This window comes from Bradyrhizobium sp. th-b2 (assembly GCF_000426785.1).
Classification (GTDB): Bacteria; Pseudomonadota; Alphaproteobacteria; order Rhizobiales; family Xanthobacteraceae; genus Bradyrhizobium; species Bradyrhizobium septentrionale.
On sequence record NZ_AUGA01000037.1, the window covers coordinates 72450 to 86458 of the forward strand.

15 protein-coding genes are annotated in these 14009 nt (G+C 64.0%); 10 read left to right on the plus strand and 5 right to left on the minus strand.

Annotated elements, in window-relative coordinates; genetic code table 11:
• The first annotated feature begins 5 nt into the window (after positions 1 to 5).
• The 8 genes from K359_RS0132365 to K359_RS0132400 are packed head-to-tail and all read left to right on the plus strand — an operon-like array spanning position 6 to position 6727.
• On the plus strand, positions 6 to 731 hold the full coding sequence (locus K359_RS0132365; RefSeq protein ID WP_029083039.1) for a GntR family transcriptional regulator: 726 nt from the start codon (positions 6 to 8) through the stop codon (positions 729 to 731).
• 60 nt (positions 732 to 791) lie between these two features.
• Positions 792 to 1757 (plus strand): ABC transporter substrate-binding protein, encoded by a 966-nt coding sequence (locus K359_RS0132370; protein ID WP_029083040.1) that lies wholly within the window; start codon positions 792 to 794, stop codon positions 1755 to 1757.
• A gap of 1 nt (position 1758) precedes the next feature.
• Complete coding sequence (locus K359_RS0132375) at positions 1759 to 2514, plus strand: ABC transporter permease (RefSeq protein WP_029083041.1); 756 nt, start codon at positions 1759 to 1761, stop codon at positions 2512 to 2514.
• Positions 2493 to 3299, plus strand: a complete 807-nt coding sequence (locus K359_RS0132380; protein ID WP_051346526.1) for an ABC transporter ATP-binding protein — start codon at positions 2493 to 2495, stop codon at positions 3297 to 3299. The genes K359_RS0132375 and K359_RS0132380 overlap by 22 nt, the downstream gene beginning before the upstream one ends.
• A gap of 7 nt (positions 3300 to 3306) precedes the next feature.
• The gene (locus tag K359_RS0132385) at positions 3307 to 4107 is read left to right on the plus strand and encodes an ABC transporter permease (protein WP_029083043.1); all 801 of its coding nucleotides are present in this window, start codon (positions 3307 to 3309) and stop codon (positions 4105 to 4107) included.
• Between the two features lie 12 nt (positions 4108 to 4119).
• A complete protein-coding gene (locus K359_RS0132390; RefSeq protein ID WP_029083044.1) occupies positions 4120 to 4785 on the plus strand; it encodes a polysaccharide deacetylase family protein in 666 nt (221 codons plus the stop codon).
• Positions 4782 to 5651 carry a fumarylacetoacetate hydrolase family protein gene (locus tag K359_RS0132395; protein ID WP_029083045.1) on the plus strand — a complete coding sequence of 290 codons (870 nt, stop codon included), beginning with the start codon at positions 4782 to 4784 and terminating at the stop codon, positions 5649 to 5651. The genes K359_RS0132390 and K359_RS0132395 overlap by 4 nt, the downstream gene beginning before the upstream one ends.
• Before the next feature lie 32 nt (positions 5652 to 5683).
• Positions 5684 to 6727: a 5-methyltetrahydropteroyltriglutamate--homocysteine methyltransferase gene (locus tag K359_RS0132400; protein ID WP_029083046.1), complete on the plus strand. Its 1044-nt coding sequence runs from the start codon at positions 5684 to 5686 to the stop codon at positions 6725 to 6727.
• Between the two features lie 69 nt (positions 6728 to 6796).
• Here K359_RS0132400 and K359_RS0132405 read toward each other — a convergent pair whose 3' ends face one another.
• From K359_RS0132405 to K359_RS0132420, 4 genes are all read right to left on the minus strand, one after another.
• Positions 6797 to 7765: a DUF2778 domain-containing protein gene (locus tag K359_RS0132405; protein ID WP_035977493.1), complete on the minus strand. Its 969-nt coding sequence runs from the start codon at positions 7763 to 7765 to the stop codon at positions 6797 to 6799.
• A 270-nt stretch (positions 7766 to 8035) separates the two neighbouring features.
• On the minus strand, positions 8036 to 8692 hold the full coding sequence (locus K359_RS0132410) for an EAL domain-containing protein (protein ID WP_029083048.1): 657 nt from the start codon (positions 8690 to 8692) through the stop codon (positions 8036 to 8038).
• A 78-nt stretch (positions 8693 to 8770) separates the two neighbouring features.
• Complete coding sequence (locus tag K359_RS0132415) at positions 8771 to 9181, minus strand: DOPA 4,5-dioxygenase family protein (protein ID WP_029083049.1); 411 nt, start codon at positions 9179 to 9181, stop codon at positions 8771 to 8773.
• Between the two features lie 98 nt (positions 9182 to 9279).
• Positions 9280 to 9900: a trans-aconitate 2-methyltransferase gene (locus K359_RS0132420; protein WP_029083050.1), complete on the minus strand. Its 621-nt coding sequence runs from the start codon at positions 9898 to 9900 to the stop codon at positions 9280 to 9282.
• 173 nt (positions 9901 to 10073) lie between these two features.
• Between K359_RS0132420 and K359_RS0132425 the strand changes: the two genes are divergently transcribed.
• Both K359_RS0132425 and K359_RS0132430 read left to right on the plus strand, forming a co-directional pair.
• Positions 10074 to 10778, plus strand: coding sequence for a hypothetical protein (locus K359_RS0132425; RefSeq protein WP_029083051.1), 705 nt, complete (start codon positions 10074 to 10076; stop codon positions 10776 to 10778).
• 285 nt (positions 10779 to 11063) lie between these two features.
• Positions 11064 to 13553, plus strand: coding sequence for an arylsulfatase (locus K359_RS0132430; RefSeq protein ID WP_198031211.1), 2490 nt, complete (start codon positions 11064 to 11066; stop codon positions 13551 to 13553).
• A gap of 246 nt (positions 13554 to 13799) precedes the next feature.
• Here K359_RS0132430 and K359_RS0132435 read toward each other — a convergent pair.
• Positions 13800 to 14009, minus strand: a 210-nt coding sequence (locus tag K359_RS0132435; RefSeq protein WP_029083053.1) for a transposase, incomplete at its 5' end; no start/stop codon positions are given.

Below are 14009 nucleotides of genomic sequence, written 5' to 3' on the forward strand. Positions count from 1 at the left end.
CGGCCATGAACATCGGGTTGAGTTTTCGCGAGGGCTTGGCCGGCGACGGGCCGCGAAGCCTGACATCGGCGGTTCAGGAGCGGCTGCGGGCCGACATCCTGTCGACCCGGCTGCTTCCCGGCCAGAAGCTGCATATCGCCGGCCTCGCCAAGCAGTTCTCGGTCAGCCTCGCCGCTGTCCGCGAGGCGTTGTCACGATTGGTGGCCGACGGCCTGGTGCAGGCCTCCGACCAGCGCGGCTTTCGCGTCTGCCCGGTCTCGCTCGCCGATCTAGCCGACGTCACGCAGACCCGGATCGACATCGAGGGACTGGCGTTGCGGCGCTCGATCGAGCGCGGCGACCAGGCCTGGCTGCACTCGGTCTCGGCCGCCTGGGAGGCGCTGAAGGCCGTCCCCCATCGCTATCCTGACGATCCGACCGTGCACTACGAAGAATGGGTGGTCCGCCACCGCATCTTCCATCGCGCACTGGTCAATGCCTGCGGCTCGCAATGGCTGCTCGGCTTCCGCGATGTGCTGCATGAGCAGAGCGAGCGCTATCGGCGGCTTTCGATCCGCCGCGAGGTCGGCAGGACGCGCGACGTCGAAGCCGAGCACGCCGCGATCGTGGAGGCCGTCTTGGCACGCGATGCGGATGCGGCCGTTCGCGCATTGTCAAAGCATTTTGGCATCACCAGGGAATTCGTCGAGCTCGCCGCTCCGCGCATTGCGGAGGTCAACGGCAGCACCTGAACCTACGGCGCGCGACGCGACGAAAATAACAACAATCGATAATCCGGGAGAAACATAACCATGAGCATCACGCGCCGCCGCGCGCTGGCAACCCTCGTCGCCACCACCCTGCTGGCTGGCCCCGCCTATGCTGCCGAAACGATCCGCGTCGGCCTGCCCACCAAGACTTATTGGCCGACGACCATCGCCGAGACCGCGGTCCGGCAAAAACTGTTCGAGAAGGAAGGCATCAAGGCCGAGCTGACGGTTTACCGCAGCGGTGCCGAGACCTTCGAGGGCATGGCCGCGGGTGCTGCCGACATCATTCTCGATCCGCCGTCGCTGGTGTCAGCCGGCCGCAAGAAGGGCGTGATGTCGCGGATCGTCGCCAATGCCGCGATGGGCAATTTCGGCTGGCAATTGATGGTGCCGGCCAAGTCGACGCTCGAGGTCAAGGATCTCAACGGCAAGAAGGTCGGGATCACCGCAGCAGGCTCCGGCTCCGACCTGCTCGCGCTCTGGACCATCCAGGACCGGAAGATCGATTTCACCCGCGTGCCGGTCGGCGGCGGCGGCCTGGTGCCGAACCTGCTCGCCGGCAATGTCGATGCCGCCGTCGTCTATTCGCCGCTCAGCTTCCAGGTCGCCAAGTCGGGCGAAGCCAAGACCATCCTCGACTATGCGACCGCGGCGCCGCCGAACCTCACCGCGGGCTGGATCGTGCTCGACAAGTTCGCCGAGGCCAAGCCGGAGGTGGTCCAGAAGGCCGTCAACGCGCTCTATGGCGCCGTGCAATTCATGCGTGCCAACCGCGACGTCACCGTGAAGCTGATCGCCGACCTCTACGAGATGCCGGCCGAGATCGCCGCGATGGAATACGACAACACCATCATGAAGCTCGAGACCGACGGCAACATGGGCGCGGCCAACGTGCCGGCGGCGGTGCAGCTCTCGCTCGATCTCGCCAAGCTCGGCGGGCTGAAGGACATCGTTCCGGTCGAGGATGTGATCTCGACCAAGTTCAAGCCGGTGCCGACCAAGCCATAACATGCAGGCCACCCTCACCATCAAGCTCGCGCGGGTCGTGATCGTGATCGCGATCTTCGCGCTGTGGGAGATCCTGTCGCGGACCGGCCTCGTCAATCCGCGCCTGCTACCGTCGGCATCGGACACGCTGATGACGCTCGGCGACCTCCTGCAACGCTCCAGCGTCCGGACTGACCTCCTGGTGACCGCGACCGAAGTGTTGACCGCCTTTGCGCTCGCGGTGCCGATGGGTGCGCTGATCGGTTTCCTGGTCGCGGAGAACCGCTATTTTGCCGATGTGGCAAAGCCGCTGCTGTTCTTCGCCTTCAGCATCCCGAAATCGATCTTCCTGCCGATGTTCATCCTGGTGTTCGGCGTCGGCTTCGCCCAGAAGGTCGGGTTCGGTTTCTTCTCGACGATCTTCATCGTGATCATGTCGACCACGACGGCGGTAGAATCGGTCAAGGTCGAGCACCTCACGGTCGCCCGCTCCTATGGCGCCACGCGCATCCAGACCGCGTTCCGCGTCTACCTGCCGAGCATGCTGCCGGTGCTGCTGGAAGCGCTGCGGATTTCGATGATCTTCAACCTCACCGGCGTGATCCTCGCCGAAATGTACGCCTCGCGCGACGGCATCGGCCACCAGATCGCGACCTGGGGCGAGAATTTCCAGATGAAGCAGCTGCTCGCCGGCGTCGTTATGGTCGCCGCGATCGCCATGACCTTCAATGAACTCATCAGATGGGTGGAAACACGATGCAGCCATTGGCGAACGTGACACCATTGAAGCCGCCGCTGCGCGCCGGCGCGATCGAGGTGAGGAATGTCGGCCAGGTGTTCCGGACCAGGTCGCAGGACGTCGTCGCGCTGGAGGACGTCTCGCTCGACATCAAGCCGGGGCGCTTTGTCGTGCTGGTCGGCCCGAGCGGCTGCGGCAAGTCCACGCTCCTGATGATGATGGCCGGGCTGCGCGGGCAGACCTCAGGCACCATCACCATCAACGGCGCGCCGATCCCACAGCCAGACCCGAACCGCGTCGGCGTCGTGTTCCAGGAAGCGAGCCTGTTTCCGTGGCTGAGCGCCGAAGACAATGTCGAGTTTCCGCTGGCGCTGCGCGGCGTCGCCAGGGCGGAGCGCCGGGCCAAGGCGCAGGATGCGCTCAAGCTGGTCGGCCTCGAAGGCTTCGGCAAGCGTCACCCGCACGAGCTTTCCGGCGGCATGAAGCAGCGCGTCTCGATCGCGCGCGGCCTGGTGCAGGATCCGCCGGTGCTGTTGATGGATGAGCCGTTCGCCGCGCTCGACGAGCAGACCCGCATGACGATGGGCGACGAGCTGCTGCGGATCTGGGCCGCGACCGGCAAGACCGTCGTGTTCGTCACCCACAGCCTGACCGAGGCGGTCTATCTCGCCGACGAGGTGATCGTGACGTCGCCGCGGCCCGGCCGCATCGTCGATCAGTTGCAGGTCAATTTGCCGCGGCCGCGGACCTACGAGATGCTGAGCGGCGACGCCTTCGGCGCGCTGCGCGACCGCATCTGGCGCCACATCCGCAAATCGGCGTGAGGCAATGATGAGCGCGAGAACACTTCGCCATCTGATCGTCATCGGCCTGATTGCGCTGTGGGAGCTGTTGCCGCGCACCGGGTTGATCCCCGAACTGTTCCTGCCGTCGCTGTCCTCCACGCTGCTCGCCGGCTGGAACGAAGCCGCCGAATATGGCCACGCGCTCGCGGTGACGCTCTACGAGGTCGCGGTCTCGATGGCGTTCGCCTGCGGCGGCGGCATCCTGCTCGGCGCCGTCGTCGGCAGCCTGCCGCGGCCGCGGCTTCTGATCATGCCGATGGTCTCGAGCCTCTACGCGGTCCCACTCGTAATCCTCTATCCGGTGTTCACGGTGTGGCTCGGCATCGGCTCGGAGTCGAAGATCGCCTTCGCTTCGATCTACGGCTTCCTGCCGACCATGCTGGCGACCGCGGCCGGAATTCAGACCATCGACCCGCAACTGCTGCTCGCCGCCCGCAGCATGGGCGCGACGCTGGGCCAGCGCCTGGTCCGCGTCATCATCCCCGCCGCGATACCGACCGTGCTGTCGGGCCTGCGCGTCGGCGGCGCGCTCGTCATCGTCGGCGTGGTGGTCTCGGAGATGCTGATTTCCTCGGCCGGCATCGGCTATTTGATCTCGCGCTACCGCACCATTCTCGACAGCCCGCACGTCTTCGCCGGCGTGCTGCTGGTGCTGTTCATGGCGATCGCCTTCAACACCGTGATCCGCTGGGTCGAGCGCAAGGCCGCGATCTGGCAGACCGGCACGCGCGCCGGCCAGAGCGCCGCCGACGAAGTCGGCTCCGGCGCAATGCAGCCGGCGACGTAAGGGGACCGCGACGTGTTCGACCTGACCTTGACGTTCGACAATGGACCGGAGCCGGACGTGACGCCACGCGTGCTCGATATCCTGGGCGAACGCGGCATCAAGACCACGTTCTTCGTGATCGGCGAGAAACTCGGCGACCCTGCACGCCGCCGCCTCGCCGCCCGCGCGCGCGACGAAGGCCACTGGATCGGCAATCACACCTATACGCACAGCATTCCGCTCGGCCAGCAGCCGGATGCGGACACGGCCCAGCGCGAGATCGGCCGGACCCAGGCCGCGATCGGCGAGCTCTCTCACCCGAACCGCTGGTTCCGGCCGTTTGGCGGCGGCGGTAATCTCGACGACCGGCTGCTGAAGCCCTCCGTGGTCGACTATCTGACGCGCAACAAGCACAGCTGCGTGCTCTGGAACGCGATTCCGCGCGACTGGGACGATCCGGATGGCTGGGCCGACCGTGCGCTCGCGCAATGCCGTGCACAGCCATGGACGCTGCTGGTGCTGCACGATTTGCCGACCGGCGCGATGGCACATCTCGACCGCTTCCTCGATCGCGCCGAGACCAGCGGCGCCCGCTTCCGTCAGGACTTTCCGCCGCAATGCGTCCCTGTCCGCAACGGCGAGATCGCACTTCCTATCCAGAACTATGTTTCCTCCATCGAAGAGAGTGAGAGACCATGAAGATCGCAAGTTTCAAGGCGGCGGGTACCGCAAGCTACGGCATCGTGACCGACGCCGGGGTGATCGACGCCGGCAAGCGGCTGACGGCGTATCCGACGCTGAAGGCGTTGCTGACGAAGGGCTCGCTGGATGAGCTGAAGAAGCTGCAAGGCGAGCGCGCCGATCACGCGCTGAAGGATATCGAGCTGCTGCCGACGGTGCCCGATCCCGAGAAGATCTTCTGCATCGGCGTCAACTATGCGACGCATCTCGCCGAGAGCGGCCATCCGACGCCGCCACATCCGATGATCTTCACCCGCTTCGCCAACAGCCAGGTCGGCGCCGGACAGCCGATGATCCGGCCGCTGGAGTCCGAGCGCTTCGACTATGAGGGCGAGATGGCTGTTATCATCGGCAAAGCCGGCCGGCGCATCAAGCGCGAGGCCGCGCTCGGCCATGTCGCCGGCTATGCCTGCTACAATGACGGCAGCATCCGCGACTGGCAGCGCCACACCTCGCAATTCGCGCCCGGCAAGAATTTCGTCGGCACAGGTGGCTTCGGGCCGTGGATGGTGACGACCGACGAGCTTTCCGACATCAGCAAGCAGCACATCGCAACCCGTCTCAACGGCGTCGAGGTGCAGGCGGCGCCGATCTCCGACTTGGTGTTCGACGTCGCGACGCTGATCGCCTATTGCTCGACCTTCACCGAGCTCGTGCCCGGCGACGTCATCGTCACCGGCACCACCGGCGGCGTCGGCGCCTATCGCACGCCGCCGCTGTGGATGAAGGATGGCGACGTTGTCGAGGTCGAAGTTTCCGGCATCGGCGTGCTGCGCAACCCGGTGAAGGACGAAGTTGCGGCAACTGCAACGCGGGCGGCTTGAGCCGGCCACGCAACAAGAAGAAGGAGGACATTATGAACCTGCCCAGGCATCTGCTGCCCACCACCGTCGTCGGTAGCTATCCGCAGCCGGAATGGCTGGTCGATCGCGCCATGCTGTCGAAGTCGGTGCCCCGCACCCGCATGCACGCAATGTGGCGCCTGCCGGCCGAGCATCTGGAGGAAGCGCAGGACGACGCGACCATCGTGGCGATCAGGGACATGGAACGCGCCGGCATCGACATCGTGACCGATGGCGAGATCCGCCGCGAGAGCTACTCCAACCGGTTTGCCACCGCCCTTGATGGCATCGATGCCGACAACCCCGCAATGATCACCGCACGCACCGGCAACACGCAGACGCCGGTGCCGCGCGTGGTCGGCCCGGTGAAGCGCAGGGGACCGGTCGAGCTGCACGACATGCAGTTCCTGCGCAACAACACCGACCGTGCCGCAAAGATCACCCTGCCCGGCCCGTTCACGATGAGCCAGCAGGCCAGGAACGAGTTCTACAAGGACGACGAGGAGCTCGCGATGGCCTTCGCCGCGGCCGTCAATGCCGAGGCACGCGACCTCGAGAAGGCCGGCGCCGACGTCATCCAGCTCGACGAGCCCTGGGTGCGCAACAATCCGGATCTCGCCAAGCGCTATGCGGTGAAGGCGATCAATCGAGCGCTCGAGGGCATCACGATCCCGACCGTGGTGCATCTCTGCTTCGGATATGCCGCGGTGGTGCCGGGCTCGACCAAGCCGGCCGGCTATTCCTTCCTCGCCGAGCTCGACGACACCATCGCCGACCAGATTTCGATCGAGGCGGCCCAGCCGAAGCTCGATCTCGGCGTGCTCAGGGATCTCTCATCGAAGAAGATCATGCTCGGCGTGCTCGACCTCGGCAACCCCGAGATCGAATCCGCCGCCATCGTCGCCGATCGCATTCGCAACGGCCTGAAGCATGTGCCGGCGGAACGGCTGGTGGTGGCACCGGACTGCGGCATGAAATACATGCCGCGCCACGTCGCGTTCGGAAAATTGAAGGCGATGTGCGACGCTGCCGCGACGGTCAGGAAAGAGATCGGCTAACCGCCGTCGCCGACCAAGCATGATAAGGCAAAATCAGTCGCCAGCGACGCTGGCGACGCCATACTCGGCCTACGAGTTCGACGGCGCGCGCGTCGATGCCGACTTAACGTCCTTGATGCTGACGATGACGGCGATGCGCTTGACCGTACCGTTGCGGTAGGCCTGCAGGAACCTGTCGTAGTGCTTCACGGAGATGCAGCCGTTGGAATCGCCGTTCGGCCCGAGCATGTAGCTGTGGACCAGCAGGCCGACCCGTCCGAACGGGTCGCTGCCATCGACCGGGGTCATGCGCAGCGCAGGCACACCGTGGAACAGCTTTTCGCGCGGCTTCATCTCGTAGATGCCGGGCGGCGTCGCGCCTGCATTGCGGGCGTTCACGTGGGCCGGATCGTCGAGCAGATTGCCGAGGCCTGAATGCGCCTCGAATTTGGTGCCGTCGGGCATGTACACTATGCGGCCGGTGATGTCGTAGACCGCCGTGGTGCTGTCGTAGCCGAGCGCGCCGAGATCGGGGCTCGGACCGGACAACAATCCGTCGTTCGGATCGATCGAGGCCAGCTGCAGCTTGCCCGGCATCATGTCGGCGATCTTCTGCAGGAACGTGCGGTTGTCACCCTGCGGCACCGGCGCCTGCGGCGGCTGATCGTTCCGTGCCAGCAGATTGGCTTCGGCCGGCCGTGACCGCGGCATCGGCACCGCGGATGTCGCAGGCGTCGTGGCGGCGACGGACGCCGTCGCAGGCAGGCTCACCTGTTCGGTCTGCGTGTCACGCAACTGGCCGGCCAGCGCATCCTCGATCTGATCGAACTCGGTATTGAAATCGCCGCGGCTCGAACGGAACCCGCGGCGCAGTGGATAATAAAGCGAGGCCGAATTGAGCGTGGAGCGCGAGCCGAAGCGATCTTCGAAGCTCAGCGCGGCGCTGGTGTTGGCGAGCGCCGGTCCGTGCAGCCAAGCGGTGGGATCGATGCCGACCGCCCAGGCGGCAAGGCCAGCCGACAGCGCAAGCGCGCTCACGGCAAACGCCGTACTGCCCATCAGGGATATGCCGCGGCTCGACTTACGCCCGGCAGCTTTCGTCGTACGTTGACCCATCATCCCCAAATACGGTGCTCTGGGGCCTGTTGCCCGGCCCACGTGGGATTCACCGATCGCTCATCATATCAGGGAATTAGAGTAAGGCATAATCGAGACAGAGCGGGCAACGAGAGGTTCTTTAAACGTTTTTCGGATGGAAAGTGGCTGAGAATCAGCGCTCGGCCGGCCGAAATGGCCCAAAAAGTCCCGATTCGGGACAATTTCGGCGCCTCAGGCGATCCTTTCTTCCCAGAGGGTGAAGATCGGGACCGGCTTCCCGATGACGTAGCCCTGGGCGTAGTCGACCCCGATCTGGCGCAGTTCGTCCAGGATCGCGAGGCTCTCGACGAATTCCGCGACCACCTGCTTCTGCATGATCTTCGCGGTCTTGGTGATCATCTCGGCCATCGCGCGATCGACCTTGCTGTTCAGGATCTCCTTCACGAACGAGCCGTCGATCTTGATGACGTCGACCGGCAGGTGCTTCAGATAGGCGATCGAGGACATGCCGGTGCCGAAATCGTCGAGCGAGAGGCTGCAGCCGATCTCGCGCAGCCGCGCGATGAATTTCTGCGCCTCGTCGAGATTGGAGATCGCGCTGGTCTCGGTGATCTCGAAGCACACCAGTGCCGGCGAAACATCATGCTGCGCGAACAGCTCGGCGACGAAGTCACTGTCGCCGATGGTGGCGCCGGAGAGATTGATGGCGTAGCTCGCGACCCTGCGCGAATGGTGCTTGCGCTCGGCGATGATCTCGAAGGCGCGGCGAACCACCCAGCGGTCGATCAGCGGCATCAGTCCGTAACGTTCGGCTGCGGGCAGGAAGCTGCCGGGCGGCACCAGGGCCGCTCTCGTCGCGCAGCCGCAGCAGCAGTTCGCGCCGCTCATTGCAAAACGCGACGAGCTTGAAACGACTTGGTTGTAATGCAATTGCGTCAAACTTTACGCATCCCGGCAACCGGGTGCTCAGGGCCGCAATGTCGGCGACGTGTTCGGCGCCGGCGCCTGCTCCATTTCGGACTCTTCCGGCAGCTTGTCGGCATGGACGGCAAGCGGCGCGCCGATCCAGAGCGGATCGTCGTGATGATCGCGGCGCGGATTGGTCGTGTTGGGATGGACCAGGATGCTCAGGCCGCCATGGTTCAACATCAGCCACGGCACCAGGGTCGGAAACAGCTCGGCCGCAAACGCAACCTGATACATCGCCTGATCGTGCGGACCGACCTTGACATCGTGCCAGCGCCCGAGCGTGACCAGGAAGCGCTCACCGATCCAGTTGCGCAGCCGTTCCGCCTCACCCCGGCTGTTCGCGGGGTCGTAATAGACATGGGCGTGATAGCTCGCGATCTCGCCGATCGGGCGCGGCGCATCCGTCATCTCAGCTCTCCTTCTGGCCGGCAGCCCCATCGAATGCAGCTGCCTCTACCTTCACCGACATATTGCACAGATTTGGCAAGTCGCGCCCCTTCGGCCGGTCACTTCCGCCGCAGCACACTGAACTGGAACGACTGCGCTGCTCCCCAGGGCGTGACGTGCCGATGCCGCTCCTCGGCGATCAACTCGAAGGCCGGTCCGATGGTCCGGCTGAGCGTTGCCGGATCATAGCGCTGCACCGGCAGGCCGCTGCACTTCTCCGGACCATCAGGCGCGAAGGTGCCGATCACGGCGTGGCCGCCTGCCCGGACGCCGCGATGCAGCCGGTCGAGATAGGCCGCGCGATCGTTTTCCTCGACGAGGAAATGAAACGCCGCGCGATCGTGCCAGATGTCGAAGGCCCGCTGCGGCTGCCAGACCGTCGCATCATCGGCGACCCAACGTACCGCGTCGCCCGCCGTGCCGAGCCGCTGCCGCGCGCTCGCCAGCGCAGCTTCGGAGAGATCGAGCACCGTGACATCGTGAAAGCCGCGCGTCAGCAACGCATCGACCAGCCGCGAGGCCCCGCCGCCGACATCGATGATCGACGCGTCGCAGCCGGGCGCGACGGATTCGATCAGCCGCAGCGACGGCTGCGGATCGGCCTGCGACCAGCTCACCTGCTGCTCGCCCTTGGTCAGATAGACGGTCTGCCAATGCGATTGGCGGTCGGATGCAGTCATGGGCGGTACGTTCCGAAAGCGGCGGCGGCAACCCGCGTTGCGCAACCATGAGCTAGGCGCGGCGGTTTCCCGCGTCAACCGGCAGCAGCGGGCGCGTTGCGGCAAATGCCGCAGTTGATTTGGCGCATTTTCCATTTAACCTGACGGACAGGTTGAGATCGGGGCGCCCGGGGATGGCCAATTTCGGCTGGACACGCGTCAACAAGCCTGCACCCGCGGAGGACGCCGCCGGCGACTTGCGCGGCCTCACCGATCCATTGGCGTTTCTCGCCGCACTCGACAAGGTCGTGCCGCGCTATCTCGATCTCGCCGACAACGGCGTGCTGGTCTATCCGGCCTGCAAGCGCAAGTCCGGCGACCTGCTCGGCGATACCAGAGCGATCTGGGAGCACACCCGGCTGGAAGCGATGCGCTATGTTCCGATGGTGCCGCGGCAGGACACCTCGCTGCTGGCCGATCCGTCCCGCCAGGCGGAGATGATCGACGCCTTCCTGCGCCAGCGCGCGCACGACAGCACCGTCGTCGACTTCACGGGCACCGCGATCGAGGATTACGGGATTGCGATCTACGCCGGGCTGAACTGGCTGAATCATTGCGGCGCCATCGTGGGTGCCGACCCGCAGAAATTCTCCGGCACGCTGCGAAGCTTCCGCAAGGTCATGGTCGTGGCCCGGCAGTGGTGGGCGCTCGACGGTGCCGCGGAGCGCTGCCGGCAGATGCTGGAGGCGCGCGAACGGCCGCCGCTGGTGTTCTTCCTGCTGTGGGCCGAATGTACCAACCTGGGGCGGGAGATTGCGATCGCGGCGGCCGGTGCCAACGCGAGCGAAGACAGCATCGCACGCCTGCGCGCAGCCGAGGATCCGGAAGAGCTGACGTAATGCGCGAATCGGACGCGCAGCCGCTGGCTAGGGTGCGTACTTATAAATTCAGGATGTCCGCTTTCGAGAGGTAAAGCGCACTCGCGGCCCCGACCACAGAGATGTCGCCTTTTGATCCATAGCGGTCTTCCATTGATTTAGATCAACGTGATACCGCGGGGGTTTCGTTCCTCTATCAAAACAAGCGACATCCCGCTTGGTCTCTTGGTTAGCAGCGGCGTCGCTGATTTTGATGGACGCGGTACATCCAGGAGGCTGGTTCAATCGTCAACAAGAGAGGACGCTATGAGCGATCGTCCAGACGACGGTTCCCCGAACGAATCCTCCTCAAACGCATCCGAAAAAGAGAGGCGTGGCGATGCCGGCATCCAACGACGCGACCTTTTGCTAGGTGGTTCGTCGCTCGCGGCGATGACGGCTTTGGCGGCGACAGCGCCAGCGACCGCTCAAGTGCAGCAGGCCGCACCGGCACCTGCAGCGGCGCCCACATCGACGGGGCCGAAGCTTGGCGAGATACTGCCGTTTCCGCAGCCGCAGCGTCCTGTCATCACCGAGCCGGATTGGCGCAAGGTGCCGCAGCCGAAGCCAGTCTCGATCCGGCCGCCGAAGGGCGCCCCCAACATCCTGGTCATTCTTCAAGACCAGACTTCCTATGCGGACCCATCGACCTTCGGCGGACCGATCAACTTCCCGACCATGGATCGTCTCGCCAAAGAGGGGCTGACCTACACAAACTTTCACGTCAACAGTCTGTGTTCGCCGAGCCGCACCGCGCTATTGACCGGACGCAATCAACATCAAAATAGCCAAGCCGCAGTAGTTGACGGTGCGACCTCATATCCCGGCGACACCGGCATGCGGCCTAAGAGCGTTGCGCCCATCGCCGAAATTCTTCGACAGTGGGGCTATTGCACGTCGATGTTCGGCAAAAGCCACGAGACGCCGCCGTGGGAAACCAGCATTAGCGGTCCGTTCGACCGCTGGCCAGCGCGACAGGGCTTTGAAAAATTCTATGGCTTTATCGGCGGCGAGAAGAACTTGTTCCGGCCCTACCTCGTGGATGGCACTACCGAACTCGGCGTGCCGCGCGACCCAAACTATCATTTCAACGTCGATATCACGGACAAGGCGATAGGCTGGATACGTGGTACGCGCTCGCTGACGCCGGATCGTCCGTTCTTTATGTATTACGCCACGGGCGGTGCGCATCCGCCTCATACGCCGCCGAAAGAGTGGCTCGATGTCTACAAGGGGAAATTTGATCAGGGGTGGGACAAGCTACGCGAGGAAATTCTGGCGCGTCAGATAAAGATGGGCTTGATGCCTCCGGGCACCAAGATTGCTGAAAACCCTCCTGAAATTCCTAAATGGGACGCCCTTTCGGACGACGCGAAGAAGGTGCTGTCGCGGCAAATGGAAGTCTATGCAGGCTATGCCGAGCATACCGACCGCGAGATCGGGCGTTTGATCGATGCCATCGGGGATCTCGGCGAACTCGACAATACCATCGTGATCTATATCGCCGGCGACAATGGCGGCACCGCGATCGGTGGTCTAAACGGAACCTTCAACGAATGGTCCAACCTCAACGACGCACCCGAAGACATCCCGTATCTCAAGACCCGAATGGACGAGTATGGCGGACCGAACTCCTCCTACCCTAACTATTCGGTGGCCTGGGCAATGGCCGGCTCCACGCCGGCAACCTGGTGCATCAATGCCTGCCAGGGCGGCGGCCAGAATCAGGGCATGGTCATCCGCTGGCCCGGCGGCATCAAATCGAAAGGGGAAATCCGCAGGCAATATACCCACCTGATCGACGTTGGCCCCACCATCCTTGAAGCCGTCGGCATCCCCGAGCCAAAGATAGTCAACGGCGTTGAGCAGATTCCGATGGCCGGCACCAGCATGATCTACTCCTTCGACGATGCGGCGGCAAAGGATCGCCACACCGTCCAGTACAACGAGTGCAGCGGCAATCGCAGCATCTACAAGGACGGCTGGATGGCCTGCGTGATGCACCGCGCGCCATGGGAGAGCAGCCCCCGCGTCGATGACTACGCCAAGGACAAATGGGAGCTTTACAATGTGGCCGTGGACTTCGGGCAGGCCACCGACCTCGCCGCGCAAAATCCCGCGAAGCTGAAAGAACTGCAGGATCTATTCCATCAGGAGGCGATCAAGTTCGGCGTTTATCCGATGGATGACCGATCCTTCGCACGGCTGAATGCGACCAATGCCGGACGGCCCGACATTATGGCTGGCCGTACCGAGGTGACCTACTACGCCGGGATGACCGGCATGGCTGAAAATGTCTTCATCGACACGCTCAGCCGTTCCTATGTTGTCACCGCCGACCTGGTCATTCCCAAAGGCGGCGCCAACGGTGTGGTGGTTTCGCAGGGTGGCTTGTTCGGCGGCTGGAGTCTTTACGTCAAGGACGGAAGACCCAAGCTCGCCTACAACTGGCTGGCGCGGGAGAAATACTTCATCGAAGGCAAGGAGGCTCTACCGGAAGGCAAGGTCACGCTGGTCTATGATTTCACCTATGACGGCGGCGGCCTGCACAAGGGCGGCACCGGCGTGCTGTCAATCAACGGCAGGAAAGTCGGCGAAGGCCGCATCAATAAGACGCAGGGTGCGGTGTGGTCGCTGGCCGGAGAGACCGCGGACATCGGCATGGATGCCTACTCCCCAGTGTGCGATGACTACGATCCTTGGGAAAACGCCTTCACCGGCACCATCAACACGGTGAAGATCAAACACAAGGCTTGAGCGCAAGACTTGACCCTTCCCCGTTACGCGAGGAGGGCTCTCTTTGTGTCCCGCGCAACACCAGTCCGCTCCTGGCCCGTTGCTGACCTTCGCTCAGCGCGCCGACATGCCGGCTTCCGGGAGGCAAGCCGATGTTGGTCATGCGTGCGGCAGAGGGGCCGCTTTTGACCGATTGTGTTGAAGAAGTCCGCGAACTGGCAATTTGGGATCGGGCAATGCGACCGGCGCACGGGTGCTTGATTGCGCCTAGGCGGGCTGGAGCGCAGGGATCGGGATCAGCTTTGCGAGCTTCCTGAGGTTCTGCGCCGTTGCGGCAAGGAGGAACTCGTCACGAGCGCCCAACGGGCCTCTTAGCCTGAGACGGTCGAGGCGCAGGATGCGCTTGAGGTGCGCGAAGAGCATCTCAATCTTCTTCCGTTCGCGCCGGGACCTGACATAGGCATCAGTCTTGGCAAT

Coding starts and splice junctions, on each gene's coding strand:
- K359_RS0132365 (WP_029083039.1), top strand. CDS start 6: ATGAACATCGGGTTGAGTTTTCGCGAGGGCTTGGCCGGCGACGGGCCG.
- K359_RS0132370 (WP_029083040.1), top strand. CDS start 792: ATGAGCATCACGCGCCGCCGCGCGCTGGCAACCCTCGTCGCCACCACC.
- K359_RS0132375 (WP_029083041.1), top strand. CDS start 1,759: ATGCAGGCCACCCTCACCATCAAGCTCGCGCGGGTCGTGATCGTGATC.
- K359_RS0132380 (WP_051346526.1), top strand. CDS start 2,493: ATGCAGCCATTGGCGAACGTGACACCATTGAAGCCGCCGCTGCGCGCC.
- K359_RS0132385 (WP_029083043.1), top strand. CDS start 3,307: ATGAGCGCGAGAACACTTCGCCATCTGATCGTCATCGGCCTGATTGCG.
- K359_RS0132395 (WP_029083045.1), top strand. CDS start 4,782: ATGAAGATCGCAAGTTTCAAGGCGGCGGGTACCGCAAGCTACGGCATC.
- K359_RS0132400 (WP_029083046.1), top strand. CDS start 5,684: ATGAACCTGCCCAGGCATCTGCTGCCCACCACCGTCGTCGGTAGCTAT.
- K359_RS0132405 (WP_035977493.1), bottom strand. CDS start 7,765: ATGGGCAGTACGGCGTTTGCCGTGAGCGCGCTTGCGCTGTCGGCTGGC.
- K359_RS0132410 (WP_029083048.1), bottom strand. CDS start 8,692: ATGAGCGGCGCGAACTGCTGCTGCGGCTGCGCGACGAGAGCGGCCCTG.
- K359_RS0132415 (WP_029083049.1), bottom strand. CDS start 9,181: ATGACGGATGCGCCGCGCCCGATCGGCGAGATCGCGAGCTATCACGCC.
- K359_RS0132420 (WP_029083050.1), bottom strand. CDS start 9,900: ATGACTGCATCCGACCGCCAATCGCATTGGCAGACCGTCTATCTGACC.
- K359_RS0132425 (WP_029083051.1), top strand. CDS start 10,074: ATGGCCAATTTCGGCTGGACACGCGTCAACAAGCCTGCACCCGCGGAG.
- K359_RS0132430 (WP_198031211.1), top strand. CDS start 11,064: ATGAGCGATCGTCCAGACGACGGTTCCCCGAACGAATCCTCCTCAAAC.